Raw genomic sequence first — 24,481 nt, 5'->3', positions numbered from 1 at the left:
TATTCGCAGCACTCCTCCCTCCCTTGGCAATACAAATCCCTTCTGGCGCTGCTTGGCTGGCTAACCCACCACTGTAGTGTCTCACAATTTCACTTTCTTCCTACCCCTGCCATTCTGTCATTTTAGGTAGTAAAGCGTTACCTTTGCCGTTCCCCGAATTGTGAAGCTGACGCCTGCTACGGCCTTTTCCATGTCCCAACCGCTAATTACCCTCGACTTCCTCGATAAAAACACCTTGCCCACGCCCACCGTCGAGGCGGTAACGCACGAGCACGAACCCTCGGGTGAAGTGCGCGTGAACCCGGCTACCCGTACGGGCCGAAGCCGCAAGCTCTACATTGAGAGCTACGGCTGCCAGATGAACTTCTCCGACTCCGAAATCGTGTCGAGCATTCTGTTTGAGCAGGGCTTTGATACTACCGAGGAGCTGGAAGGCGCCGACCTGGTGCTCCTAAACACCTGCTCCATCCGGGAAAAGGCCGAGCAGACCGTGCGCATGCGTCTGGCTCAAATTAATGGGCATAAAAAGCGCAACCCCGGCCTGCTGGTGGGCGTGCTGGGCTGTATGGCTGAGCGCCTGAAAAGCAAGTTCCTGGAAGAAGAAAAGCTGGTAGACCTGGTAGTAGGCCCCGATGCCTACCGCGACCTACCTCAACTGATTCAGCAGGTAGATGGCGGCCAGAAAGCGGTAAACGTGCTGCTCAGCCGCGAAGAAACCTACGCCGACATTACGCCGGTGCGCCTGAACTCCAACGGCATCACGGCCTTCATCAGCATCATGCGGGGCTGCGACAACATGTGCTCCTTCTGCGTGGTGCCCTTTACCCGGGGCCGCGAGCGGAGCCGCGACGCCCACAGCATTGTACAGGAAGCTCGCGACCTAGTAGCCCAGGGCTATAAGGAGGTTACCCTGCTCGGCCAGAATGTCGACTCCTACAAGTGGGCTTCCGAAGATGGCGCTGAGCAGGTCAACTTCGCCCAGTTGCTGGAGCGCGTAGCCTTGGTAAGCCCGGAGCTGCGCGTGCGCTTCTCCACCTCGCACCCCAAGGATATCACCGACGAGGTGCTGCACACTATGGCGCGCTACGAGAACATCTGCAAGTACATTCACCTGCCTGCCCAAAGTGGTAACTCGCGCGTACTCAAGCTCATGAACCGCACCTACGACCGGCCCTGGTACGAGGAGCGTGTGCAGGCTATTCGCCGCATTCTGGGTGAAGATTGTGCTATCAGCACCGATATGATTTCCGGCTTCTGCTCGGAAACGGAGGAAGAGCACCAGGACACCCTGAGCCTGATGGAGTACGTGAAGTACGACATGGCCTACATGTTCTTCTACTCGGAACGCCCCGGCACACTAGCGGCCCGTAAGCTGGAAGACGACATTCCGCTGGAAGTGAAAAAGCGCCGTTTGGCCGAAGTAATTGAGTTGCAGCAGCAGCACAGCCGTCAGCGCAACCTGCGGGGGGTAGGCAAAGTGCACCGCGTGCTGGTTGAGAACTTCTCGAAGCGTAGCAAGGAGCACCTTAGCGGCCGTAACAGCCAGAACCAGGTAGTCATTTTCCCCAAGAAGCACTACAAGAAAGGCGACTACGTGGATGTGCTCGTGCACGAGTCTACCACCAACACGCTGCTCGGCGAAGCGCTGTAGGCTTCGTTACTTGTTTTTGGTTGTTCGTTTTTCGGAATAGATATGAGCCATGAACAAGGCCAGGTCCTTCACAAGTGGGATACTCCCTGCGCGGAAGCATCGGAACTTTACTTCCATCGGCTGCTCGATTCGGGGGAACAGATTTGCTTTTTTGTAACAAACAGAGAAGCCGTTTATGAGTTCTGCTTTGAACAGTCTGGACCTTACCAAGTGGCTGATGAAGCGCATTTAGCTGTTTATCAAACCAATGAATATGATCGACCAGACAACAGTGTAAGTTCATATTGGACTTATACTGTTGTTGGCTCGCCTTGGGCAGCTTTATTCAATCAGGCAACTTTAGCCGTTTCATTTGCTGATTATACTCACTACTGTATTATGACTTACGACGGCTGCCTCGACATTCTTTCTAGGAAGCCGCCGATTATTTCAATGGTTAAGCTACCTATCAAAAAATAAATTACCACCCTTTTTCGTCTATCCCACGAAAACCCACTCTCGACCTTGACTCCTTCCGAAATACAATCTATTAAACAGCGGTTCGGCATTATCGGTAATGCCCCCTCGCTGAATTACGCCATCCAGGTGGCCGCGCAGGTAGCTCCTACGGATATGACGGTGCTCATTACCGGGGAAAGCGGCTCGGGTAAGGAATCATTCTCGAAAATTATCCACGCTCTTTCGCCCCGCAAGCATGGGCAGTTCATTGCCATCAACTGCGGCGCTATTCCCGAAGGCACCATTGACTCCGAGCTATTTGGCCACGAGAAGGGCTCCTTCACCGGTGCTCAAGAAGCCCGCAAGGGCTATTTTGAGGTAACCAATGGCGGTACCATCTTCCTCGATGAGATTGGGGAGATGCCGCTGGGCACTCAGGCCCGGCTGCTCCGGGTGCTGGAAAACGGCGAGTTTATCCGGGTAGGCTCCTCGAAAGTACAGAAGACCGATGTGCGGGTAGTAGCGGCTACCAACGTGAATCTGCTGGATGCCGTGCGCGAAGGCCGCTTCCGCGAAGACCTGTACTACCGCCTCAACACCGTCCCGATTTCAGTTCCACCGTTGCGTGAACGAGGCGACGATATCTACCTACTGTTTAGAAAGTTCGCTACGGATTTTGCCGACCGCTACCGCGTGAAGCCCATCAGCCTGACCTCCGATGCGGTGCAGGAACTGCAGCGCTTTCGGTTTCCCGGCAATATCCGCCAGCTCAAGAATGTGGCCGAGCAGATGTCGGTGCTGGAAACGGAGCGGGAGGTCGATTCGCGCCGCCTGCGCAGCTACCTGCCCGCCGACCAGAGCAGCCGCCTGCCCATGCTGGTAAGCGCCGCCGGTTCCGCCACCGATGGCGCCGGCAACGCCTACTCGGAGCGTGACCTGCTGTATAAAGTCCTCTTCGATATGCGCCGCGACATGACCGACCTGAAAAAGCTGGTCCTCGACCTCGCGGCCGGGCAGCGCCCCCAGGAAACTCAGGAGCTGCTGCGCCAGAACAGTCACCTGTTCAACAACCTGAGCGTGGCTCCCTACGACGGCCCCGCGGCGCGGCCCCTACGCCCCGCTAGCCCGGAAACTGGTCCCGCCGAGTATATCCTGAGTCCGCGTGACCTATCCATGGACGACACCACCGACTACGAAGAGGAAGTGCAGCGGGTGGAAGACATTCCGCACGAAACAGAGGAGGAAACTCTTTCCCTGGAGGCCAAGGAAAAGGAAATGATTATCAAGGCTCTCAAAAAGCACAACAACAAGCGCAAATACGCCGCCCACGACCTCGGCATTTCCGAGCGTACGCTTTACCGCAAACTCAAGCAATATGATCTGGAACAAGCGTAATTGGGCTTTCGGGCTGGTTCTGCTACTATTGCTACCCCTCTTTAGCAGTTGCGGGGTGTACTCTTTCACCGGGACCAATATCGATCCTTCCGTAAAAACAATTTCCATTGCCACGTTTGCTAACAACGCCAACAATGGCCCGTCTTTCCTAGCCCCCCGGTTCACCGAGGATTTCAAGGACTATTTTCAGCGCAACACAACCCTGAAACTAGTCCCGCGCGACGGCGACCTGCAGTTTGAAGGACAGATTATTGCCTACGATTTCGCCCCGGCGGCCATTCAGCAGCAAAACGGGCAGGATTTGGCCGGCGCCAACCAGCTGACCATCCAGGTCCGGATAAAGTTTACCAATACCAAAGACCCCAAGCAGGACTTCGAGCAGACCCTGCAAACCACCCGGCCCTTTCCTGCCACCCGCGACATCACTAGTATCAACAACGACCCTGCCGCCCTGCGTGAGCTGTTTCGCAACATTATCAGTGATGCATTCAATAAATCGGTAGCCAACTGGTAGACATAAAACTATAAGGTTCAGCAGGAAAAGCTTCTTACCGGTTCCTTCCTACCCCATCCTCTGCCGCAATCGTGCGCTGGGGTAGTACCTTCGCTCCCAATCTTCCTTCCCATTTACCCTCCCCGTATGACCCGCGCGTCGCTTTTGCATATCCTGGACCATGTAAACGGAATTTCGAATACCGAAGTCCGGGAGCTGGAACAGCTGGCGGCCGCATTCCCTTACTGTCAGACGGCCCATGTGCTCCTGGCTAAAGCCGCCCACGACCGGGGCAGCATGCTGGCCAGTCAGCGCCTGCGCCGGGCTGCTACCTACGCCGCCGACCGCAACCTGCTGCGCCAGCTGCTAGAGCAGCCCGCCACCACGGAAACGGCAGTAGCAATGGCTCCCGACCTAGTTACGGCCAGCCAAGTATCCCAACCTGAGGTAGATGTTTTCACTACCTTCCTGCCTGACAGCCCCAGTGCCACGTCGCCGGAAGAGCCCAGCAGCGAACCGACTTTAGTTGAACCTGTTCCAGACGCACCTCAGGTTGTAGAGCCTGTTGCGGTAATTGAAACACCTACCGCAGCAGAGCCTGAGGCACCTACCTCACTTAGTGAGAGCCACGAGGAGCCGACAACGGAGCCGACGGCAGAGCCTTTGCCAGAAACCGAAGCAACTTCAATTGAAGACACGCTTGTGCTGGAGCCTACAGTTGTGGCAACCACACCTGCCTCCGCAGAAGCCTCAGAAACCATTACTGAGGAGCCGGAGACAGAAGAAGCTGAAGCACATCAGACGCCTTTCCAGGAGGCAGACGTACCGCAGCCAGATCAGAATCCTACCCCCTCTGAAGGCCTAAATGTGCCGGAACTAGTTTCCGATGAGGAAACTGAGCCGGAGACCGAACTGCTGCCAGCGGTGGCCCCGCCCATTCGGCCGCCGGCTGATGCCGGTATTTCCCGTTTCGAATTCGGGTTAAGTGAGCCTGCCTTGCCGGTTCCTTCAGGCTACCTCCTTCCCGGGCTGGATGACACCGATGAAGACGAGGAACTGCCTACCCTGCGCAACACGGGCAACCCACTCCCAGTGGTTTCAGCGCCTTTCCGCGCCGATAAGGAGGTAGGTTACGCGCTGGGAGCTGGCAGCCGTCTGGGGTATGATCTGCAGCCCCATGACGGCTACACTCTTGACTTGCCGCTGGATGCCTTCTTCGAGCCGGATGCTCTGCTGCTGGCCCATCTGAAGAATAACAAGCCCAAGCCCCAGGCATCTTCGCTTGATCTGATTAATCAGTTCCTCAAAACCCAGCCGCGCATCAAAACCCCAGTTGGGGTGCCGCTACCGGCCGAAGAACAGGCCGACTTATCGGTGCGTAGCACCAGCACGCCGCCCGCCCTGGCCTCTGAAAGCCTCGCCAAAATCATGATACGGCAGGGCAAACTGGATAAGGCTATTGAAATATATGAGCGCCTAATGGAACGACAGCCAGAAAAAAAGGCGTACTTTGCCGAGCAAATTCAACAACTGCAACAATCCCCGGAGTAGATGTACTACGCTCTTATTGCCCTGATTCTTCTCATCTGCCTGCTACTGGCGCTGGTAGTTCTGGCTCAGAACCCCAAAGGTGGCGGTATTTCCAGCCAATTTGGCGCAGGTGGCGCTGCTCAGCTTATGGGCGTGAAGCGCACCGGCGACCTGCTCGAAAAGCTAACTTGGGGCTTCGCTATTGCCCTAATGGTACTTAGCCTTGGTACCCACGTGGTAGGCGGCGCCTCCGAGGCGGGCCCAGCTCGCAGCATCAACCAGCAGAAAGCTCTGGAAACCCGTATTCCCGCTACGCCGGCACCGGCTGGCCCGGGCACGGCAGCTCCGGGCGCTCCGGCTGGGGCCCCTGCTACGGCTCCGGCTGCTCAGCCGACCCCGGCACCGGCACCAGCACAATAACTTATTGCTTTTCGGCCTTGAAGCCGGTAGCTCCACGCGGGGCTACCGGCTTTTTTGTTTCGCAATAGTTCTGCTACCCTCCTTCGAAGAAGAAGCCCTGATTTTCTAATGCCACACTGCCAACTATTCGACGAAAAGGGCGTACAGCCGCGCAACCTCTAGTCGTAGCGGGAACTTTTTTCTGCCAGGACTGACAGCCAGCAATGCAATCCTGACGCAGAATTAGGGCAAAAGTGTCAATTCTGTCAGGTTTAGCGGGGCTGGCACAGGAAGTGTAGCACCCTTGTCACCGTCTTACTTCAAGTAAACCTTTCAACCAAAACGTACAATATGTCGCTTAGCATCAAACCGCTGGCTGACCGCGTAATCATTGCGCCGGCTGCTGCCGAGGAGAAAACCAAATCGGGTATCATTATCCCCGACACGGCTAAGGAGAAACCCCAGCGTGGCGAAGTAGTTGCCGTAGGCGAAGGCAAAGTGGCCGATAACGGCACTACCATCAAGCCGCAGGTAAAAGCTGGTGACCAAGTGCTGTATGGCAAGTATGCCGGCACTGAAATCACCGTCGATGGTCAGGACTACCTCATCATGAAGGAGTCGGATATCTTCGCCGTACTGTAAGCTTTTCCCTTTCTCTGATTTCCAACACCCGAACCCAAGATGGCTAAGAACATCCAATTCGATACTGACGGCCGCGACAAGCTGAAGCGCGGCGTTGACAAACTAGCAAACGCAGTGAAGGTAACCCTGGGCCCCAAAGGCCGCAACGTGGTTATCGACAAGAAATTCGGCGCGCCGAGCATCACCAAAGACGGTGTGACGGTAGCCAAAGAGATTGAGCTGGCCGACCCAATTGAAAACATGGGTGCTCAGCTGGTGAAAGAAGTTGCTTCCAAAACCGCCGACCAGGCTGGTGATGGCACTACTACTGCTACCGTACTGGCTCAGGCTATTTACGCTGCTGGCTCGAAGAACGTAGCTGCTGGTGCTAACCCCATGGACCTGAAGCGTGGCATCGACAAGGCTGTTATTGCCGTTGTTGCTAACCTGAAAGCTCAGTCCAAGAAGATTGAAAACTCGTCGGAAATTGCCCAGGTAGGCGCTATTTCGGCCAACAACGACATGGAAATCGGCAAAATGATTGCCGACGCCATGGATAAAGTAGGCAAAGAAGGCGTTATCACCGTGGAAGAAGCGCGTGGCACTGAAACCGAAGTAAAAACGGTGGAAGGCATGCAGTTCGACCGTGGCTACCTCTCTCCTTACTTCGTGACCAACCCGGAGAAAATGGAGGCTGAGTTCGACAACCCCTACATCCTCATCTACGATAAGAAGGTGAGTACCATGAAGGAGTTACTGCCCGTACTGGAGCAGGTTGTTCAGACTGGTAAGCCCCTGGTTATCATCTCGGAAGATGTAGACGGCGAAGCCCTGGCTACCTTGGTGGTAAACAAGCTGCGCGGCTCGCTGAAAATTGCTGCTGTGAAAGCTCCTGGCTTCGGCGACCGTCGTAAGGCGATGCTGGAAGACATTGCTGTGCTGACCGGCGGTACTGTAATTTCGGAAGAGCGCGGTTACAAGCTGGACAGCGCTACTCTGGAGTACCTGGGTCAGGCTGAGAAAGTTATCATCGACAAAGACAACACGACCATCGTGAATGGCCGTGGCGACAAAGATGGTATCACCAGCCGCGTAAACGAAATCAAAGCTCAGATCGGTACTACCACTTCTGACTACGACAAAGAGAAGCTGCAGGAGCGTCTGGCCAAGCTGTCGGGCGGTGTGGCTATCCTCTACATCGGTGCTAGCACTGAGGTAGAAATGAAGGAGAAGAAGGACCGCGTTGACGATGCCCTGCACGCTACCCGCGCTGCCGTAGAAGAAGGCGTAGTTCCTGGTGGTGGTGTAGCCCTGGTGCGCGCCCTGGACGCTCTGGAAGGCGTTGACACCCTGAACGGTGACGAGCGTACCGGTGTAAACATCATCCGTACGGCTATCGAAGCTCCTCTGCGCACCATCGTAGCTAACGCCGGTGGCGAAGGCTCGGTAGTAGTACAGAAAGTACGCGAAGGCCAGGCCGACTACGGCTACAACGCCCGCGAAGACCGCTACGAAAACCTGATGGCCGCTGGTATCCTCGACCCGACCAAAGTTACCCGCTTGGCTCTGGAAAATGCCGCTTCGATTGCTGGCCTGCTCCTGACCACCGAGTGCGTAATTTCGGACGAGCCGGAAGATGAGAAGTCTGGCGCTGGCGCCGTATCGCCCGGCATGGGCGGCATGGGCGGCATGATGTAATTACGGATTAAGACGGATTTCTCAGATTCCGTTTTGTCTAAAGAAAGCCCTGTTGGCAATGCCAACAGGGCTTTTTATTTATTGCCTAGTACAGTGGGAAGAGAGTGCACATTTCGGTCCGGCATTGGAGGCTTCTGCCTAATTCACCCGCGCCGCCTACCCCTCTCCCATGCACTAAACCCTTAGCAGACCTAGCACGAAGCCAACAAGTTGGAGGGCTCTACCGTCGGACCGGGAATGGCCTGAGCTGTAGGGAGTACCTATAAAGAAAAGCCCTGCTAGCAATGCCAGCAGGGCTTTTTGTTTAACAAGACGAAATCTATAGAATTCGAAAAATCCGTTTTAATCCGTAAGCTAGCCGCGGCCGTGCATCATATAGAACAGCTTCTTGGCAATGGCAATCAGAATTAGGCCAGCCAGAATTACAAAGCCGGCAATCAGGCCGAACACCTTTAAAGCGCCCAACTCCTCCACATAGGAAGCAATGTAGCCACCGGCAATCTGGGCCACGAAGGGTGCCAGGAACCACACGCCCATCAGCATGGAAGTGAGGGTAGGCGGCGAAAGGCGGGACACCATGGAAAGGCCAACCGGCGAGAGGCACAGCTCACCAATAGTGTGGAAAAAATAAGTAGCTAGCAGCCACAGGATACTCGCTTTGATAGTCTGATCGGCTACGTCGCCGCCGCGCTCCAGCACTGCGCCTACCATGAACAGGAACCCAACGCCCAGCAGCACCATACCCAAACCCATTTTTACGGGGATGCTCAGGTCCTTGCCCTTGCGGCTCAGGTTCACCCACAAAGCTGCTACGGGCGCGCCTAGCAGTACAATGAAGCCGGCGTTTACGGACTGGAACCAGGAGGTAGGAATCAGGAAGCCTGCTACCTCGCGGTTGATATACTTGTCAGTGTACAGGGTGAGCGAGGATCCAGCTTGCTCAAAGCCGGCCCAGAAGAACACTACAAAGAGCGTAATAATGAAGATAACGGCCATCCGGTCGGTTTCCTCTTTGGTAAGAGGAGCTTTGGCAATGGTTTTATCTTCGTTCTGCCCTTCGGGGTACATACCCACGTCGCCGAGGTATTTCTTACCCAACAGGTTAAAGGCCAACTGGCCTAACAGCATGCCAATACCAGCAGCCAGGAAGCCGTAGCGGAAGCCATAGCTGGCTACTTGCTCTACGCCATCAACCACTGTTTTCGTGGCGAACATATCCTCGGCCAGGTAGCCGCACACGAGCGGAGCAATAAAAGCGCCCGTGTTGATGCCCATGTAGAAAATAGTAAAGGCGGCATCCCGGCGTGGGTCGCCCTGCGCGTACAGCTTTCCTACAATGGTGGAGATGTTCGGCTTAAAGAAGCCATTGCCCAAAATCAGGAGCAGCAGACCAATAACCGTTGGCCAGGGTAGTCCGAAAAAGAAGGGAACCGATGACAACGCCGGCTGCATGAACAGGAAAAACTGCCCAACAGCCATGGTCAGGCCACCTATTAGAATAGCTCGGCGCTGACCGATATACTTATCGGCTAACCACCCGCCCAGGATGGGGGTCAGATACACAAAGCCCGTGAAGTAGCCGTAGATAAGCGAAGCGCTGGCCGCGTCAATACCCAGGCCGCCCTGTATTGCCGTTTTCGACAGGTAAAGCATCAGCAGGCCGCGCATACCGTAGTAGCTGAACCGCTCCCACATTTCGGTGAAGAAAAGGAGGTAGAGCCCCGGCGGGTGGCCCTGTTTCGCAATCGGCTGCTCCTGAACAGCGGAGGTTGTTTGCATGAACGTGAAGGAAGAGGTGTGATAAGTAAGGAAGCCCCAGCGAAACTGTAAGGCTAGTTGGTAAAGCTACAAAAGTTTCTTAACCCTGGTGTGCTAACACTCGTTAGGCAAACGTCACTAGCCAGCTCAACTCTGCTAGTAGCGAATTTTCGCTATTTTTCGGTCGAAAACCGTGCCCACCTCCGGTTTTTGTCTACTTTTGTTCTTCAATTCCCCCAATTTCCCACCCACCCCAACCCCCGTTTTCGGCCCTATGATGGACTCCGCCGCCAACGCCCGCCTCGCCCCTCTGGGCATTTCCCACGCTGCCCGGGTACACCTCAACCTCACCCCTGCCGAACTGGTAGAAGAAGCCCTGCGCCGGGGCGAAGGAACTCTCACCGACACTGGCGCTCTGATGGCTGATACCGGTGCCTTCACCGGCCGCTCCCCCAAAGACCGGTTTGTCGTAAAAGACGCCAATACCCAGGACAGCGTATGGTGGGGCGACATCAACATCCCTTTCGATACTGACAAGTTTGACCAATTGCACCAGAAGATGGTGCAGTACCTGGAAGACAAGGAAATTTATGTGCGCGACGCCTACGCCGGCGCTAACCCTGCCTATGAGCTGAAGCTGCGGGTAGTGAACGAGCTAGCCTGGCACAACTTGTTCTGCTACAACATGTTCCTGCGCCCTTCTGAGGGCGCCGACACCAGCTGGACGCCCGATTTCAGCATCATTTGCGCCCCTGGCTTCGAAGCCGATCCGGCCGTAGATGGCACGCGCCAGAAAAATTTCGCTATCCTGAATTTCACCAAGAAGATGATTCTGATTGGGGGTACAGGCTACGCTGGCGAAATGAAAAAAGGCATTTTCGGGGTCTTGAACTACCTGCTGCCTCACGAGCGTGAAACCCTACCCATGCACTGCTCGGCCAATGTGGGCAAGGAGGGCGACACGGCTATCTTCTTCGGCCTCTCCGGCACGGGCAAGACTACCCTCTCCGCCGACCCCAACCGTGGCCTCATCGGCGACGACGAGCATGGCTGGACCCCCGACGCAGGCATCTTCAACTTTGAAGGCGGCTGCTACGCCAAGGTCATTGACCTCTCGGCTGAAAAGGAGCCCGAAATCTGGAATGCTATCAAATTCGGCTCTATTGTGGAGAATACTCGGTTTGTGCCGGGTACGCACACTGTAGATTATGCCAACAAGTCGGTAACGGAAAATACCCGTACGGCCTACCCTATCAACTACATCCCGAATGCCATTGAGCCTGCGGTAGCCGACGCGCCAAAGAATATTTTCTTCCTGACGGCCGATGCCTTCGGGGTGCTGCCTCCCATCAGCAAGCTCGATAAGAGCCATGCTATGTACCACTTCATGTCGGGCTACACGGCCAAGGTAGCGGGCACGGAAATGGGAATTACCGAGCCGCAGACCACTTTCTCTGCCTGCTTCGGCGCCGTTTTCCTACCCCTGCACCCAACCAAATACGCCGAGATGCTAGGGCAAAAAATGGACGAGAACGAGGTGAATGTGTGGCTGGTAAACACCGGCTGGACGGGCGGCTCCTACGGGGTAGGCTCGCGCATGAAGCTCAGCTACACCCGCGCCATGATTACCGCCGCTCTCAACGGCGAACTAGACGAGGTGACCTTTCATAAGCATCCCATCTTCGGGGTAGAAATTCCAGCCGCCGTGCCCGGTGTGCCTTCCGAAATTCTCGATGCCCGTGATACCTGGGCCGATAAGGAGGAATACGAACGCACGGCTACTGACTTAGCGCACAAGTTCATAGCCAACTTCAAGAAGTACGCTGATTACGCCAAAGATGAAATTCTGGCTGGCGCCCCCAAAGCGGAGGTAGTAGCCAGCGTGTAGCGGGTAGCTATTTTAATTGTAGGAAGGCCCGGTTGACTTAGGTTGGCCGGGCCTTTTTCGTGGGTTACTACCTCTATTTAGTGACCGAACTGCCGCAAATAATGCCACCATTAACCATACACGCGGTAATTAGGCTGACCGCGCCAGTTTTTGTGGTATGCATAGTTGAGGAAGTCTGGCAGCAGAGGATTTCCCCGCTGGAAGTAAGTTTACGCGGAATAGTACCAGATTCCTTTTCAAACGCGCTACTTTTGCGGCCACACACCCTTTTTTTCTATTGTATGCGTAAGCGTCTTCTTCCGCTGCTGTTGTGCCTGTTGTCGCCGCTGACCCTGTGGGCTTGGGGCGTTGATGGCCACCGGGCCGTGGGCAAAATTGCCGAAAACCACCTCAGCCGCAAGGCCCGCCGCGAGGTGCAGCGCCTGCTAGGCACTGAAACCCTGACCCTGGTGAGCACCTGGCCCGATGAAATCCGCAACTACCCTGAGTTTAAGGACACAGCTCCCTGGCACTACGTGAACACACCTTCGGGCCTGCCGCGCGAGCAATACGTGCAAGCAGTTAAGTCTCAGACCACGGCCAACGCCTACAATGCGCTGGAAGCTCAAATGCGCATTCTGGCCGATGCCAGCAAAACCAAGGAAGAGCGCGCCGCTGCATTGAAGTTTGTGGTGCATATAGTAGGTGATATTCACCAACCCATGCATACGGGGCACGCTGAAGACAAGGGCGGCAACGACATTAAGCTGAAGTACCGCGGCCGCGACACTAATCTGCACAGCCTCTGGGACAGCGGCCTGCTTGATTACCAGGGCCTGACGTACACCGAAATGGCTCAGCAGTACGACCAGAAACTACGGGGACGTCAGATTCGCGAGATGCAGACGGCTGCCCCCGAGCAGTGGCTGTGGGAATCGTACCAGCAGTCGGAGAAGCTTTACCAGGAAACACCGATGGGTGCTGATGTAGACTACAAATACTACCCCGCCCACGCCGACATGATGCGCCAACGTATTGTGGAAGCTGGTGTGCGCCTGGCCGGGCTGCTCAATAAAACGCTGGGCTAGTTTAGCCGTTCCTAGCAACGAAAGAGCCCTTTTACCAGTTGGTAAAAGGGCTCTTTCGTTATCAATCAAGTAGTCAGTTAGATAAGAAGATACCTATATCTGCGCAACCATGAGGCTCCGGGACTTAGTTGTCGTGGAACGCCAGGGCGCTGATTTCTTCGTTTTTGCCGTTGCTGCTGCTCTTGCCGCCGCCGTTCCGGTTTTTGCCGCCAAGCCAGGCCGCCAGGGCTACCCCCGCTCCTACCAGCAAAGCCGTGCGCAAGGCCGGGCTGCCAGCCGTTACGGTTTCGGTGTAGAAGCTGGTTTCGCGGGTGTGGCCGGGGTAGTTACCGCGCTCCTCCAGGGAACCCATGGGCCGGTCGAGGGCATTTTGCTGCAGGGGGCGCGGGGCGTAATCGGCTTTCTCCTGCTTGGAGAAGGATTTCTCCATAAACTTATCCAGCAGGGCAGGCGTCCAGTGCTCCATGCCAATCATGGCCTTGCCGCCACCGCCTACTACCACTGAGCGCTCCGGGGTAACGGCACAGTGCAGAATAGCGCGGGCTACCGTTTCCGGGGCGTAAGCGGGCGGCGCGTGCTTTGCCTCGCGCTCCATAAAGTTCTTGGAGTGAATAGGATACGGCGTGTCAATAGCCGCCGGCTGAATCAGGGTTACCGAGATGGGCGCCCCATCCATTTCCAGTTCCATGCGCAGGCCATCGGTAAAGCCTTTCACGGCGTGCTTGCTGGCGCTATAAATAGTTTGCAGGATGGCCGTAATATCGGACAGAATGCTGCCCACGTTGATGATGGCCCCGCCCTTCTGCTTCAGGTGCTTAGCTGCCTCCAGTGAGCCGTTTACGAGCCCCCAGAAGTTCACTTCAAACAACTGGCGCATATCCTCCACGGGTACTTCCTCTATTTTGCCGTAGATGGAAACGCCGGCGTTGTTGATCCAGGTATCAAAGCCGCCGTAAGTGCGCGCGGCTTCGCGGGCCAGACGCTGCACATCCTCTGGCTTGCTGACATCGGCCACCACATAGGTAGCGCGGCCGCCGGCCTGGTTGATTTCGTCGGTGAGCTGGCGCAGGGCGTTTTCGCTGCGGGCGGCCAAAATCAGGCGGGCGCCGGCCTTGGCTGCCATGCGGGCCGTTACCAGCCCAATACCTGAGGAGGCGCCGGTAATAACGATGGTCTGGTCCTTGAGTTTCTTGAGTTTAACTGCCATGGGTGGTTGAGGTTGATGCGCGGGAAAGAGCACAGATACCGTAGAGGTTACTGTTTTGCCGGCGCCGAGGTTGCGCCTACCTCCGGCATTTCCTCAGGGCGGGAAAGCAGCCCGGCCATCAATCCAAAAGCACCAATCACCAGAAAAGTATTGCGGGCCCGCTTGTTCTCGGCAAACCCGAACAGCCACGGCGCGCTGGCCGCAAAGGCTCCGACCACAGCATCGGCCGCCAAATGAGCTTTAAACGGAATTACCCGCACCAAGCCCCACTCGGCCCGGGTAAACAGGCTCGTCAGCAGAATATTGCCTGCCAGCACCCGGCAAAGGGTAGTGGCGGTTTTTTCTTCAGTGAATCCAACCAGCTCGGGCGCGGCCGCTACGGTCGGGATGTAAGAATAATCGGTGAAGCCGTGCTGGGTTCGGGAAATTGGCTGATTCATGGGGCAGGAATGAGAAAATTGACTGAATGATTACAAACCACTTGCCCATAGGCCATCTGAGCTAAAGTGTAGCCAATCAATCCTATGCGACGCGTTCTTTACGCCAGAACCAAACAGGCCGCCCCTTACCTACCCCCAGAATCAGTATTTATCAGGACGGAAACCCGTAGTTATCGGGAGCTACTTACTGGGCTGCCGCACGCACGCGGCCTCAGGGCATTCCCAGCCTCTCCCCGATTCGCAGTAGCTTTGCCTTATGCCGCACACGTTCTACGCCCCCGACCTGACCTTGCCCCTCTACACCCTGCCCGAAGACGAAAGCAAGCACGCCGTGCGGGTACTCCGATTGGGAGCCAACGACGAGGTAGTGCTGGTGAACGGACGCGGCAGCGTGTACCAGGCCGTGGTGGAGGCGCCAGATGCCAAGCGCTGCCGCTTGCGCATTCTGCAGGAGCAGCAGGTGCCGCCCCGGCCCTACCAGGTACACGTAGCCGTTGCGCCCACCAAAAACCTTGACCGCATGGAGTGGCTAGTGGAAAAGGCCGTGGAAATTGGCGTTGATACCATGACGTTCCTGCGCTGCGCCCGCTCCGAGCGCCGCGAGCTGAAACTAGACCGCCTGGAGAAAATTGCCATCAGCGCCCTAAAGCAGTCGGGTCAGGCGTGGCTGCCGCAACTCACGGAACTCACCGATTTTGCCCGTTTCCTACCTACCATCACGCCCGAAACCACCTTTATTGCGCACTTAGAAGACGGTGAACGAACTCCGCTTTCACAGGTGGCGGCTCTGGGAGCAAGCTGTTGCATCCTCATCGGACCGGAGGGCGACTTTACTCCCCAGGAAATCGAGGCTGCTTTTGCGTGCGGTATCCGGCCCGTAACACTGGGCACCTCCCGCCTCCGCACAGAAACAGCCGCTCTGGCCGCTGTACATACCGTGCATGTAGCCAGAGAACTGACATAAGAAGACACCTTGTGGAGTACTGATTTCCTCTGCTAGGTACTTGCGTTGGGTGTTATTTATAACACGAAGGTTGATATGTTAGAAGATATTATGCTTGGAGTGATGAGGCTAGTAAGGGCATTGTTGCACGCAACAATATCTGCGCAATAGCACCTCCTACCCCTTCGCCAAGCCGGAACCTCCTGCCGGTGCTCATCCGTTATACCAAACAGTTCCTCTTCGCTTTTTCGCCCATCTTTACGGTATGATGAAGTCACTTCTATCGGCTCTGCTGGTTTTGCTGCTGCTTACGGCCGCCATGCCGGTAGCGCCCAGCTTCCGTATTGCCAAGTTGCACTACGGCGGGGGCGGCGACTGGTACGCCAATAAAACCAGCCTGCCCAACCTTATTCGCTTCTGTAACCAGGCTCTTAAAACCAACATCGACCCCGAAGAAGCTACCGTGGAGCTCGATTCGCCGGAGCTGCTTACCTACCCCTTCATTCATATGACGGGCCACGGCAACGTATCCTTTACCGATACGGAGGCCCGGAACCTGCGGCGCTACCTCACCGGGGGCGGCTTTCTGCACATCGATGATAATTACGGGCTCGACAAGTTTATCCGGCCCGAGATGAAGAAGGTTTTTCCAGAGCTGGACTTCGTGGAGCTTCCCTTCTCTCACCCGGTGTATCATCAGAAATTTCAGTTTCCGCGCGGACTGCCCAAAGTGCACGAGCACGACAGCAAGCGCCCCCAGGGCTTCGGCCTGCTTTATAAGGGCCGCTTGGTATGCTTCTACAGCTACGAATGCGACCTGGGCAATGGCTGGGAAGACCTCGGCACCTACCCCGAAGACACGCCTGCTACCCACGAGGCGGCTTTGAAGATGGGGGCTAACCTTGTCACCTACGCCCTTACGCAGGACTAAAGGAGTACATGAGAAACAAAGAGCGGGGCATTGGGCCGGCGTAGTTAGCGCCGGCCCAATGCCCCGCTCTTTGTTTCATTACTAACTAAAACTTACGCTGCAGAATTTCGCCCAGCACAAAAGCAGCTCGTACATCGGCCGGGTTACGCAGGCGGTCGGCCAGGGAGGAAGACGTTTCTGGGCGGATTTGCTCGCGCGACTGATACTCGGGTTGGATTTGCGCAGTAGGACGCGGTAGGGTGGCGGCCCGACGCGCCCGACGCACAGGCGCTTCCAACGAACGAACTGTGGCCGTTTGCTCCAGGGAGCGGGCCGGACGGCTCGTTTCTTCCAAGCTGCGGGCAGCTGGGGCTGTTTCTCTGGGCACAGACCGGCCCGCGGGCGTTACCTCTTTGCTTTCGGCGGGTTCTGCAGTTGGTTGCTCGGTACGGTTCTGGGCTTGCATCTGGCGCAGCAGTTCCTCGAACGAGGTAGCCGGTAGCCCCGGCGCTACTGGGCGCGGGCGGCCGTTGCTATCGGGCCGGCTGAATTTTCGCTCCCGTTGCTCCTGGGCCGTAGTGGCACGGGCTTTCTGCACCATCCGCCAGATGAATACCGCCAGGCCAATCAGAATCCAGGCCAGGGTTTGCAGCTTTTCCATAGAGAATCAGGGGTAGGAAAATAATTCGGGTTGGTTCAAGCTACGAAATAGCGCCGTAAACGCAGGAATTTCCCTACCCCTGCTGGGCTATCGAACCCCCTGATCGGGGAAGCGCGCCTGCTTGGTGCGGTAAAAGGCCTTAATTTCCTCCAGGTCCTTTTCGTAGTCGCCGGTGGGCCAAAAGGCCGGACCAACGCCGGCTTCCTTGTTTTTGTAATCGAGGTAGCCCAGCAGAATAGGTACCCCCGCGCCCATGGCCGCGTGGTAAAACCCTTTGCGCCATTTGGGCTGGTACTTACGGGTTCCTTCCGGGGTGATAAGAATGACCAATTCTTCACGCTCCCTAAAGAGCTGCACCATGCCATCTACGAGGCTGTTGTTTTTGCTGCGGTCCACCGCCAGGCCCCCCAGGCTGCGCACCAGCGCGCCTAGTACGGGAATGGTGGTCCACTCTTTTTTGATGGTGAGCTTGACATCCACGTCCATCAGAAAGAAGGCAGCGCGGGCAAACATGAAGTCCCAGTTGCTGGTGTGCGGGGCCGCAATCATCATGCTTTGCTTGATGTTTGGGGGCACCTGCGGGCCCAAGCGCCAACCGGTAATCCAGAACCAGAACTTTGAAAACAGATACCAGAAAGTAGAGGTCTTGCGAGCCATGCGGTTAATAAGGAGGTAGCGGGAAAAGAAAAGCTACCAAAAGTCAAAGCTAGAGAAATGCTACGGAAGCGCCACACCTCGCGTGCTGGTCATACTAATCCTGCAGCAGTGCTTCCAGCTCCGAGGCGCAGCTCATGGTGTAGCGGTAGCCGATATCGAACAGCTCCGGGGCGCGTTTATACTGGGTCATGCGAAATCCGCCCAGCTCTGGGGGCTCCAGCAGCAGGGCACACCGCTGTTTGCTCGGGAGCGTATTTGCTCCCACTGCTAAATTCAGCGTGCGCTCCACAATGCCACGCAGGGTCGTAATGCGCGACTCGCGGTGGGGCGGATTGCAGTGCACTCCCACCACCTGTAGCCCCGGCTTGCCGAGCAGGGCCTCCACCGGGAGGTTGTTGAGCAAGCCGCCATCAACCAAGTGGCGCCCCTGGTACTGCACCGGCCGGTAGAGCACGGGCACGGCCGAAGAAGCCAGCAAAGGCGGAATCAGGGGGCCCTCCGAAAAATGCACCGATTCCCCATCCAGAATATCGGTTGCGACCAGCGTGAGGGGTAGGCGCAACTGCTCAAAGGTGGCGCCGGAGCCCAGGTGCTGCTCAAACAATTTCCCTACCCCATCAATGTGCAGCAAGCCGCGACTGCTCAAGGCAATGCGGGCCACCTGCCCCAGGCTTACCTCCTGAAACAGCCGCAGAATTTCGCGTGGGGGCACACCTGCCGCGTAAAACGTGCCCGCAATAGCCCCCGACGACACGCCCGCCAGCTGACCAATGGGGAGCTGCAGCTCGTCGATGGCTGCTAGCACTCCCAAGTGGGCAATACCCCGCGCGCCGCCGCCGGAAAGGGCTAATCCGAGCATAACATGAACTACTGATGAGAGGAAATAATGTACCTACCGACACTCTAACGGGACGAGCCCGCTAAGCGTTGAGGACATCAGGGCATGGGGCTCACTTCCGAAGTTCCCTTACAGCTCGGCCAGCGTTAGCCGGTCGGCTACGCGCACGCCTTTGTCGGTGTGCTGCAGCGTGATGCACTCAGTTTTGGCGTCGTGCTCCAGAATCAGCACCCAATTCTCATCAGCCGCCCGGCGTAGCACCTGCTCCTTCTCATCGAGCGTTACCAGGGGCCGCATATCGTAGCTCATCACGTAAGGCAACGGCACATGGCCCGCGCTGGGCATCAAATCGGCCATAAACGCTAGCGTGCGGCCTTTGTAGTTCAGCACGGGCACCATCATTTTCTCAGTGTGCCCGTCGGCGAAGATGATTTCCCGAAAGCACGAAAGCTCCGCTGGCACCGCGCCGGCAGCAGCATCTATAAAGCGCAGGTGGCCGCTTTCTTGAATGGGCAGAATGTTCTCCTTCAGAAAGCTGGCCTTTTCGCGCGGATTCGGGGTCACGGCCCAGTCCCAGTGGCTTTGGTTGCTCCAGTAGGTAGCGTTCGGGAAGGCCAGCTCCAGCTTGCCATCGGGGGTGCGGACTACTGAGCCGCCGCAGTGGTCGAAGTGCAGGTGGGTGAGAAATACGTCGGTGATGTCGGACGAGGTAAAGCCCCGCTGCCGCAGCGACTTTTCCAGCGTATCGTCGCCGTGCAGGTAAAAATGCCCCCGAAATTTCTCGTCCTGCTTGTCGCCGATGCCATTGTCAACCAGCACTAGGCGTCCGCCGTCCTCAATTAGCAGGCAGCGCATGGCCCAGGTGCACATGTTGTTTTCGTCGGCGGGGTTGAGCTTCTGCCACATGCTTTTGGGCACTACGCCAAACATGGCGCCGCCATCAAGCTTAAACAAGCCGGTATCGAGGGTATGCAGGGTCATGGGGTGGGGTTGATTGAACTGAAAAGGGTAGGAAATCAGGGGCGAAAAATAAAAAAAGCTCGTCATGCTGAGCGAGGCCGGAGCATGACGAGCTTTTCAGGAAGCAATAGCGGAGCTTTCTACTCTACTACCACGCCCATGTTCGAGAACTTATCGATGCGCTGGCTGATGCGCTCCTCGTGCGAAAGGGCTTCCAGCTCATCCAGGGTCTGAATGATGGTCTGTTTCAGGGTGTTGACCATGCTAGGCACATCGGTGTGGGCACCCCCAAGCGGCTCTTTCACAATGCCATCTACGAGGCCGGCCTTGAGCATGTCGGTGGCGGTAGGCTTCATGGCTTCGGCGGCCTGTTCCTTATAATCCCAGGAGCGCCACAGAATGGTAGAGCAGTTTTCGGGGGAAATAACAGAGTACCAGGTATTTTCCAGCATCAGCACCCGGTCGCCGATACCGATGCCCAGGGCACCGCCCGAAGCACCTTCGCCGATAATGATGCAAATAACCGGCACCTTCAGCAGGAACATTTCCTTGAGGTTGCGGGCAATAGCCTCGCCCTGCCCGCGCTCTTCTGCCTCCAGGCCCGGAAAAGCGCCGGGCGTGTCAATCAGGGTTACGATGGGCTTGCCAAACTTCTCGGCCAGCTTCATCAGGCGCAGGGCCTTGCGGTAGCCCTCAGGGTTGGGCATCCCAAAGCGGCGCAGTTGGCGCTGCTTGGTGTTCCGGCCTTTCTGTTGCCCAATAAACATCACCGAACGGCCATCCAGCTCGGCGAAGCCGCCCACCATAGCCTTATCATCGGCTACGGTCCGGTCGCCGTGGAGTTCAATAAATTTCTCGGTCATGCCCTCAATATAGTCGAGGGTGTAGGGCCGGTCGGGGTGGCGCGAGAGCTGCACCCGCTGCCAGCGGGTCAGGTTCTGGTAGGTTTCCTTCTTAAGGGCTTGAATTTTGGCTTCGAGGGCCGTTACCGCTTCCGATACATCTACCTGGCTGTCGAGAGCCAGTTGTTGCATTTCACGGAGCTTGCCTTCGAGAGCGGCAATTGGTTGTTCGAAATCGAGGAGCATTGCCACGGCAGGGTGCGTGTTAAGGAGGTTGCGAGGGGGAATGAGAAGATAGCAAAGGTAAGTGACGAGGCTGACACAGCCCACGACCCGCCCCTGCCGATTTTTTGAAAACTTTTTCTCCTTGAGCAACAGCCTAAAACAAATCTGCAGGCCTGTTTTTTCATCTTTTTTTGCCCCAGGTGTTGCGCAGTCCAATCCAGCCATCTACTTTTGCACCACTTCAACGCCACTCGGGTAGCGAAGTAGAACAACCTGGTTCGGTAGTTCAGTCGGTTAGAATGCCGCCCTGTCACGGCGGAGGTCGCGGGTTCGAGTCCCGTCCGGACCGCAAAGGCCCTTCAGAGAAATCTGGAGGGCCTTTTGCTTTTTTCGCCCTTCGGCTTGAAGCGTGCGTGGGCTGGGTGCAGAGCGCCAGCGGTACTTATTGCTGGCACCGTTCCAAGTTGCTTGAAGAAGCCAGGTACTACCAGTTGCCCCCCTACCCCTTGCGCGGCGGCAAACCCTAAGAACCCTCCTTGCCCCCATCTTGCGCTGCTTTGCCCCTTCATTTGGCCTGAATTGCAGTCCGGCGAAAAAATATTTTTGCCGCCTATCCTGTTTATCAACAGAACATTACCCCACAAAAACGCCCTTCCTGGCCTAGTAAAGCAACTTTTTTGTTTGCACAGTCAAAAACGGCCTTCTATATTTGCATCACAATAACGGAAAGCACACGGCTTCTCAGTTAGAGTAAACTGGTTCGGTAGTTCAGTCGGTTAGAATGCCGCCCTGTCACGGCGGAGGTCGCGGGTTCGAGTCCCGTCCGGACCGCAAAAAGCCTCAGCATCACTTGATGCTGAGGCTTTTGCTTTTTATCTCGGGTTGGTTTCGCCCTGAGTTACGCGACCCATAAGCCACCCGGCAGATTCTCATCCTCTAACCCGGACGCTACTAACTACTTGTCATGGTGTGCGTACGCCTTTAGAAACAAGTCATTTCAAGGCCCGTCCGGGATTGTACAATGTTAGATCTTGGCGCTTTCCTGCTGGAACAGGCCCACACGAGTCCGCATATCCAGTTCATTTATGATCTGCAACACGGGCAAGTGGTGTTTATTAATGCCGCGTATGAATGGGTGTTGGGTGGCCAGAAAGAGCAGGTAAATAATGAACTGCCCGCGCTATTGAACCGGGTTCATCCTGACGACCGGGGCTACCTGGCAGCCTGCTGGGAAAGATGGGGGCAAGATCAGTTGCACGAAGAAGTGTCGTTCCGGCTGCAACTGCCGGATAAGCCCGAGCAGTGGCTGCAGCTTACTCCCAGCTACTACCCCGATAAAACGGGCCCGGGCTGGGTGGGCGGGGTAGTGCGCGATGTTTCTGTGGCCAAACACTACAAAGCCCACGCCGACCGCTTCAACGCGCGCAAGAACACCATCCTCGAAATTCTTTCCGTGGACTTATCTGATACGCTGGTTCTCTCGCAGGGCTTACGCTGGGAGGCGGCGGATGAGGTAAATGGCTACATCCAGGCCCGGCTGGTAGAGGGCTTGAAGCAAATTGAGAGCCGGACCCAGGAAGGTACCCGCCTAGTGCGGGAATTTGTTGACGAGGAAATTGAAGCTTCGGCCGCTGTGGTGCTGAACCTGGAACGGGTGGAGCTGGGCGAACGACTGCGACGCACAGTGCAGGACTACCCCCGCGCAGAGGCTCTGGCCGCTCATACCCTGAAGCTGGAGTTGCCTTCCTACCCCATTTACGTAGCCATAGACGTCAATAAGTTTTTGCAGGTCGTCACGAACCTGCTTAGTAATGCCCTCAAGTTCACTCCTGATGGCGGCCACCTGACCATCCAATTGGTGGTGCTCCGGGGCGCAGTAGCTCATTTGACTTTCAGCGACAACGGCATTGGCATCCCGGAAGAGCTCCAACCTTATATATTCGAGCGGTTTACGCGGGCACGGCGGCCGGGCCTGCGCGGTGAGCCCACGCTGGGCGTGGGCCTTTCGCTTTGCAAAATGTTGGTTGAGTTACACCAAGGCACCCTCTCGATGAGAAGCCGCGAAGGCGAGGGTACCACCTTCCTGATTACCCTGCCGGTTTTACCAGGGTAGCCAAGGTACCTGGCTGGTAGCTCCTGAAGAATTGCTACCTACCTATTGAACCGCCGCCAATCGTTGGGCTAAGTTTTCAATATCGGGGCGGCGGGCCAGCACCTGTAGCCAGTCGGCAGGAATTGCAGCTTTGCCATAATAGAGCCCTGCTAACCCACCCGCTACAGCACCGGTGGTATCAGTATCGTCGCCGAGGTTGACGGCGGCCAGTACGGTTTCTGGGTAGGTTTCGTAACGCAGCAAGCACCACAGGGCCGCTTCCAGCGTGTGCATTACGTAGCCGCCACTGTTGATTAGTTGCTGAGGCAGATCGGGCAGGCGGCCGCTGAGAATAACCTCGAAATGATCTGCCTCACGAGCCGGGATATTCAGCTCGTAGAGCTTAGCCGGAAAGTCCGCGCAAAGTCTAGCATAAGCGGCGGCCGGTTGGAGCCCCGCCCGGAGGCAGGAGGCCATTTCCAGGTATAGAAAACAAGCCACTGCCGAGCGGATATGACCGTGCGTGATGGCCGACACTCTATGAATAAGCTGGAAACGCTCCTTTACGGGCTCTTCCTCGCGGTAGAACGCCAGCGGCAGAATCCGCATCAGGGAGCCGTTGCCGTTGCTGTATTCATCCTTTCGGCCGGCCAGTATCAGGTCCTTATCGGATTTCAACCGCTGAATGGCCTCCCTGGTCGTGATGCCAATATCGAATACCGAGCCGTGCGGTGTCCAGAAATTCTGGTAGTACCAGCGGCAGCAGTTTTCGGCCACCTTGCCTACGCTGAAGCCCTCGGCAATAGCCTCCGCTAAGCAGAAGGTCAAAGAGGCGTCATCGGACCAGGTGCCGGCCGGCTGGTGGTGGGTACCATAGGCGCGCATGTGCACAACGGGGTCGAGGTGGCGCGCGGCGCGGCTCTGGAACTCCACCGGCACGCCAAGGGCATCACCCACGGCCAGCCCCAGCAGGGCCGCCCGGATCTGGGACTCTTTATTAGAAGAAGCTGGCATTAGGACAGCGTTTGAGAAGGCGAGAAAAGAGGCAGTAGCTCCGCTAAACTACTGATGCGGTGAGCGGGCTGAAGGGCGGCACAGTCGGCATCATCACCAAACCCATAGGCTGCCCAGCAAGCGGCAATACCACAGTTGCGGGCAAACTGTAGGTCCGTCACCGTGTCGCCAATCATGAGGGTGGTCGCCGGAGTAGCCTGCGGAAACTGGGGCTGAACTCGGTGGGTGAACAGGGCAGGATTAGGCTTTAGGGGTAGCGCGGGGGTAGCCGTGGGGTCGTCGCCGAGTACCAAGGACGCATACTCCCACAGCCTCAAGCGTCGCAGGGAGTTTTCCAGCACGGCCAAGCCTTTATTACTGATAATGATAACTGTGCAGCCCTGCGCCACCGCCGCGGCCAGCACATCCTTCGCCCCCGGAAATGGCACCACCAGCTTCTCGGCCTCGTCCTGATAGATAGCCCGGTAGGTTTCTACCCAAACGGGGGGTAGGGGTTCGGTGGCCCTTGGGTGCAGCCGGAGCAGTGTTTCGGACAGGGGCCGCCCCTGCTCTATCACGGCCCGCAGCACCGGCTCGGGTAGTTCCAGCTCGCCCAATTCCTGAAACGTGCGGCGTAGGGAATAGCCGATGGCTTCGCGGGTGTCGCAGAGGGTACCATCGTAATCAAACAGCAATACGGAATAGCTCATAGGCCGCGAAAGTACGGGACGCGGCGGTTGCCTCAAGCAAAACGCCTGGCCTCCGGTGCCGCGCA

At 56.7% G+C, this 24,481-nt stretch carries 23 protein-coding genes and 2 tRNA genes; 15 read left to right on the top strand and 10 right to left on the bottom strand.

The annotated features are described in order from the left end of the window. The first annotated feature begins 190 nt into the window (after nucleotides 1-190). The 8 genes from miaB to groL all read left to right on the top strand — a co-directional run bounded on the left by miaB (nucleotide 191) and on the right by groL (nucleotide 8,225). Nucleotides 191-1,651 carry a tRNA (N6-isopentenyl adenosine(37)-C2)-methylthiotransferase MiaB gene (gene miaB / locus DNI29_RS21170; RefSeq protein ID WP_110980217.1) on the top strand — a complete coding sequence of 487 codons (1,461 nt, stop codon included), beginning with the start codon at nucleotides 191-193 and terminating at the stop codon, nucleotides 1,649-1,651. 42 nt (nucleotides 1,652-1,693) lie between these two features. Then, nucleotides 1,694-2,110: a hypothetical protein gene (locus tag DNI29_RS24280; RefSeq protein ID WP_123823355.1), complete on the top strand. Its 417-nt coding sequence runs from the start codon at nucleotides 1,694-1,696 to the stop codon at nucleotides 2,108-2,110. A 45-nt stretch (nucleotides 2,111-2,155) separates the two neighbouring features. Beyond that, complete coding sequence (locus DNI29_RS21160) at nucleotides 2,156-3,484, top strand: sigma-54 interaction domain-containing protein (protein ID WP_110980136.1); 1,329 nt, start codon at nucleotides 2,156-2,158, stop codon at nucleotides 3,482-3,484. Beyond that, the gene (gene lptE / locus DNI29_RS21155) at nucleotides 3,465-3,998 is read left to right on the top strand and encodes an LPS assembly lipoprotein LptE (RefSeq protein WP_110980135.1); all 534 of its coding nucleotides are present in this window, start codon (nucleotides 3,465-3,467) and stop codon (nucleotides 3,996-3,998) included. Before DNI29_RS21160 ends, lptE begins: the two co-directional genes overlap by 20 nt. Before the next feature lie 126 nt (nucleotides 3,999-4,124). Further along, a complete protein-coding gene (locus DNI29_RS21150) occupies nucleotides 4,125-5,528 on the top strand; it encodes a DUF8458 domain-containing protein (RefSeq protein WP_110980134.1) in 1,404 nt (467 codons plus the stop codon). Beyond that, a complete protein-coding gene (gene secG / locus DNI29_RS21145) occupies nucleotides 5,529-5,927 on the top strand; it encodes a preprotein translocase subunit SecG (RefSeq protein ID WP_110980133.1) in 399 nt (132 codons plus the stop codon). A 330-nt stretch (nucleotides 5,928-6,257) separates the two neighbouring features. Further along, nucleotides 6,258-6,548 carry a co-chaperone GroES gene (gene groES, locus DNI29_RS21140; protein ID WP_045687497.1) on the top strand — a complete coding sequence of 97 codons (291 nt, stop codon included), beginning with the start codon at nucleotides 6,258-6,260 and terminating at the stop codon, nucleotides 6,546-6,548. 39 nt (nucleotides 6,549-6,587) lie between these two features. Further along, nucleotides 6,588-8,225, top strand: a complete 1,638-nt coding sequence (gene groL / locus DNI29_RS21135) for a chaperonin GroEL (RefSeq protein WP_110980132.1) — start codon at nucleotides 6,588-6,590, stop codon at nucleotides 8,223-8,225. A 354-nt stretch (nucleotides 8,226-8,579) separates the two neighbouring features. On the opposite strand, the gene DNI29_RS21130 is transcribed toward groL, so the two are convergent. Then, entirely contained in the window at nucleotides 8,580-10,004 is a 1,425-nt protein-coding gene (locus tag DNI29_RS21130; RefSeq protein WP_110980131.1) for a peptide MFS transporter, read from the bottom strand. A gap of 253 nt (nucleotides 10,005-10,257) precedes the next feature. On the opposite strand from DNI29_RS21130, the gene pckA reads away from it, so the two are divergent. Together pckA and DNI29_RS21120 are read left to right on the top strand one after the other, a co-directional pair. After that, nucleotides 10,258-11,871, top strand: a complete 1,614-nt coding sequence (pckA, locus tag DNI29_RS21125; RefSeq protein ID WP_110980130.1) for a phosphoenolpyruvate carboxykinase (ATP) — start codon at nucleotides 10,258-10,260, stop codon at nucleotides 11,869-11,871. 281 nt (nucleotides 11,872-12,152) lie between these two features. Further along, a complete protein-coding gene (locus DNI29_RS21120; protein ID WP_162303693.1) occupies nucleotides 12,153-12,938 on the top strand; it encodes a S1/P1 nuclease in 786 nt (261 codons plus the stop codon). 124 nt (nucleotides 12,939-13,062) lie between these two features. Here the strand turns inward: DNI29_RS21120 and DNI29_RS21115 are convergent, their stop codons facing one another. Next, on the bottom strand, nucleotides 13,063-14,145 hold the full coding sequence (locus DNI29_RS21115; protein ID WP_110980128.1) for an SDR family oxidoreductase: 1,083 nt from the start codon (nucleotides 14,143-14,145) through the stop codon (nucleotides 13,063-13,065). Nucleotides 14,146-14,192: 47 nt separating this feature from the next. Further along, nucleotides 14,193-14,585 carry an SPW repeat domain-containing protein gene (locus DNI29_RS21110; protein WP_110980127.1) on the bottom strand — a complete coding sequence of 131 codons (393 nt, stop codon included), beginning with the start codon at nucleotides 14,583-14,585 and terminating at the stop codon, nucleotides 14,193-14,195. Nucleotides 14,586-14,841: 256 nt separating this feature from the next. Here DNI29_RS21110 and DNI29_RS21105 point away from each other — a divergent pair, with 256 nt between their 5' ends. Next, nucleotides 14,842-15,549, top strand: coding sequence for a 16S rRNA (uracil(1498)-N(3))-methyltransferase (locus tag DNI29_RS21105; protein WP_110980126.1), 708 nt, complete (start codon nucleotides 14,842-14,844; stop codon nucleotides 15,547-15,549). Nucleotides 15,550-15,796: 247 nt separating this feature from the next. Beyond that, nucleotides 15,797-16,459 (top strand): DUF4159 domain-containing protein, encoded by a 663-nt coding sequence (locus tag DNI29_RS21100; RefSeq protein WP_438834634.1) that lies wholly within the window; start codon nucleotides 15,797-15,799, stop codon nucleotides 16,457-16,459. Between the two features lie 85 nt (nucleotides 16,460-16,544). On the opposite strand, the gene DNI29_RS21095 is transcribed toward DNI29_RS21100, so the two are convergent. The 5 genes from DNI29_RS21095 to DNI29_RS21075 form a co-directional block, all read right to left on the bottom strand. After that, nucleotides 16,545-17,099, bottom strand: a complete 555-nt coding sequence (locus tag DNI29_RS21095) for a hypothetical protein (protein ID WP_110980124.1) — start codon at nucleotides 17,097-17,099, stop codon at nucleotides 16,545-16,547. Between the two features lie 87 nt (nucleotides 17,100-17,186). Then, complete coding sequence (locus DNI29_RS21090; protein WP_110980123.1) at nucleotides 17,187-17,756, bottom strand: 1-acyl-sn-glycerol-3-phosphate acyltransferase; 570 nt, start codon at nucleotides 17,754-17,756, stop codon at nucleotides 17,187-17,189. A gap of 94 nt (nucleotides 17,757-17,850) precedes the next feature. After that, nucleotides 17,851-18,615, bottom strand: a complete 765-nt coding sequence (locus tag DNI29_RS21085; protein ID WP_110980122.1) for a patatin-like phospholipase family protein — start codon at nucleotides 18,613-18,615, stop codon at nucleotides 17,851-17,853. A 108-nt stretch (nucleotides 18,616-18,723) separates the two neighbouring features. Then, nucleotides 18,724-19,575: an MBL fold metallo-hydrolase gene (locus DNI29_RS21080; protein ID WP_110980216.1), complete on the bottom strand. Its 852-nt coding sequence runs from the start codon at nucleotides 19,573-19,575 to the stop codon at nucleotides 18,724-18,726. A 119-nt stretch (nucleotides 19,576-19,694) separates the two neighbouring features. Next, nucleotides 19,695-20,642 carry an acetyl-CoA carboxylase carboxyltransferase subunit alpha gene (locus DNI29_RS21075; RefSeq protein WP_110980121.1) on the bottom strand — a complete coding sequence of 316 codons (948 nt, stop codon included), beginning with the start codon at nucleotides 20,640-20,642 and terminating at the stop codon, nucleotides 19,695-19,697. Between the two features lie 254 nt (nucleotides 20,643-20,896). On the opposite strand from DNI29_RS21075, the gene DNI29_RS21070 reads away from it, so the two are divergent. The 3 genes from DNI29_RS21070 (at nucleotide 20,897) to DNI29_RS21060 (ending at nucleotide 22,734) form a co-directional block, all read left to right on the top strand. After that, nucleotides 20,897-20,970: transfer RNA gene (locus DNI29_RS21070), tRNA-Asp, on the top strand. A 408-nt stretch (nucleotides 20,971-21,378) separates the two neighbouring features. Then, a tRNA-Asp gene (locus DNI29_RS21065) sits at nucleotides 21,379-21,452 on the top strand. Nucleotides 21,453-21,642: 190 nt separating this feature from the next. Then, nucleotides 21,643-22,734, top strand: coding sequence for a PAS domain-containing sensor histidine kinase (locus DNI29_RS21060; RefSeq protein ID WP_110980120.1), 1,092 nt, complete (start codon nucleotides 21,643-21,645; stop codon nucleotides 22,732-22,734). Between the two features lie 42 nt (nucleotides 22,735-22,776). On the opposite strand, the gene DNI29_RS21055 is transcribed toward DNI29_RS21060, so the two are convergent. Both DNI29_RS21055 and DNI29_RS21050 read right to left on the bottom strand, forming a co-directional pair. After that, entirely contained in the window at nucleotides 22,777-23,727 is a 951-nt protein-coding gene (locus tag DNI29_RS21055; RefSeq protein ID WP_110980119.1) for an ADP-ribosylglycohydrolase family protein, read from the bottom strand. Next, nucleotides 23,727-24,416, bottom strand: coding sequence for an HAD family hydrolase (locus tag DNI29_RS21050; protein WP_110980118.1), 690 nt, complete (start codon nucleotides 24,414-24,416; stop codon nucleotides 23,727-23,729). Before DNI29_RS21050 ends, DNI29_RS21055 begins: the two co-directional genes overlap by 1 nt. Nucleotides 24,417-24,481: the final 65 nt, after the last annotated feature.

It is taken from the genome of Hymenobacter sediminis (assembly GCF_003231285.1).
Lineage (GTDB): Bacteria > Bacteroidota > Bacteroidia > Cytophagales > Hymenobacteraceae > Hymenobacter > Hymenobacter sediminis.
Note: the sequence above shows the minus strand (reverse complement) of the source record. Positions and strands in the feature narration are given on the sequence as shown.

Coding starts and splice junctions, on each gene's coding strand:
- miaB (WP_110980217.1), top strand. CDS start 191: ATGTCCCAACCGCTAATTACCCTCGACTTCCTCGATAAAAACACCTTG.
- DNI29_RS24280 (WP_123823355.1), top strand. CDS start 1,694: ATGAGCCATGAACAAGGCCAGGTCCTTCACAAGTGGGATACTCCCTGC.
- lptE (WP_110980135.1), top strand. CDS start 3,465: ATGATCTGGAACAAGCGTAATTGGGCTTTCGGGCTGGTTCTGCTACTA.
- DNI29_RS21150 (WP_110980134.1), top strand. CDS start 4,125: ATGACCCGCGCGTCGCTTTTGCATATCCTGGACCATGTAAACGGAATT.
- secG (WP_110980133.1), top strand. CDS start 5,529: ATGTACTACGCTCTTATTGCCCTGATTCTTCTCATCTGCCTGCTACTG.
- groES (WP_045687497.1), top strand. CDS start 6,258: ATGTCGCTTAGCATCAAACCGCTGGCTGACCGCGTAATCATTGCGCCG.
- groL (WP_110980132.1), top strand. CDS start 6,588: ATGGCTAAGAACATCCAATTCGATACTGACGGCCGCGACAAGCTGAAG.
- DNI29_RS21130 (WP_110980131.1), bottom strand. CDS start 10,004: ATGCAAACAACCTCCGCTGTTCAGGAGCAGCCGATTGCGAAACAGGGC.
- pckA (WP_110980130.1), top strand. CDS start 10,258: ATGATGGACTCCGCCGCCAACGCCCGCCTCGCCCCTCTGGGCATTTCC.
- DNI29_RS21120 (WP_162303693.1), top strand. CDS start 12,153: ATGCGTAAGCGTCTTCTTCCGCTGCTGTTGTGCCTGTTGTCGCCGCTG.
- DNI29_RS21115 (WP_110980128.1), bottom strand. CDS start 14,145: ATGGCAGTTAAACTCAAGAAACTCAAGGACCAGACCATCGTTATTACC.
- DNI29_RS21110 (WP_110980127.1), bottom strand. CDS start 14,585: ATGAATCAGCCAATTTCCCGAACCCAGCACGGCTTCACCGATTATTCT.
- DNI29_RS21105 (WP_110980126.1), top strand. CDS start 14,842: ATGCCGCACACGTTCTACGCCCCCGACCTGACCTTGCCCCTCTACACC.
- DNI29_RS21100 (WP_438834634.1), top strand. CDS start 15,797: ATGAAGTCACTTCTATCGGCTCTGCTGGTTTTGCTGCTGCTTACGGCC.
- DNI29_RS21095 (WP_110980124.1), bottom strand. CDS start 17,099: ATGGAAAAGCTGCAAACCCTGGCCTGGATTCTGATTGGCCTGGCGGTA.
- DNI29_RS21090 (WP_110980123.1), bottom strand. CDS start 17,756: ATGGCTCGCAAGACCTCTACTTTCTGGTATCTGTTTTCAAAGTTCTGG.
- DNI29_RS21085 (WP_110980122.1), bottom strand. CDS start 18,615: ATGCTCGGATTAGCCCTTTCCGGCGGCGGCGCGCGGGGTATTGCCCAC.
- DNI29_RS21080 (WP_110980216.1), bottom strand. CDS start 19,575: ATGACCCTGCATACCCTCGATACCGGCTTGTTTAAGCTTGATGGCGGC.
- DNI29_RS21075 (WP_110980121.1), bottom strand. CDS start 20,642: ATGCTCCTCGATTTCGAACAACCAATTGCCGCTCTCGAAGGCAAGCTC.
- DNI29_RS21060 (WP_110980120.1), top strand. CDS start 21,643: ATGTTAGATCTTGGCGCTTTCCTGCTGGAACAGGCCCACACGAGTCCG.
- DNI29_RS21055 (WP_110980119.1), bottom strand. CDS start 23,727: ATGCCAGCTTCTTCTAATAAAGAGTCCCAGATCCGGGCGGCCCTGCTG.
- DNI29_RS21050 (WP_110980118.1), bottom strand. CDS start 24,416: ATGAGCTATTCCGTATTGCTGTTTGATTACGATGGTACCCTCTGCGAC.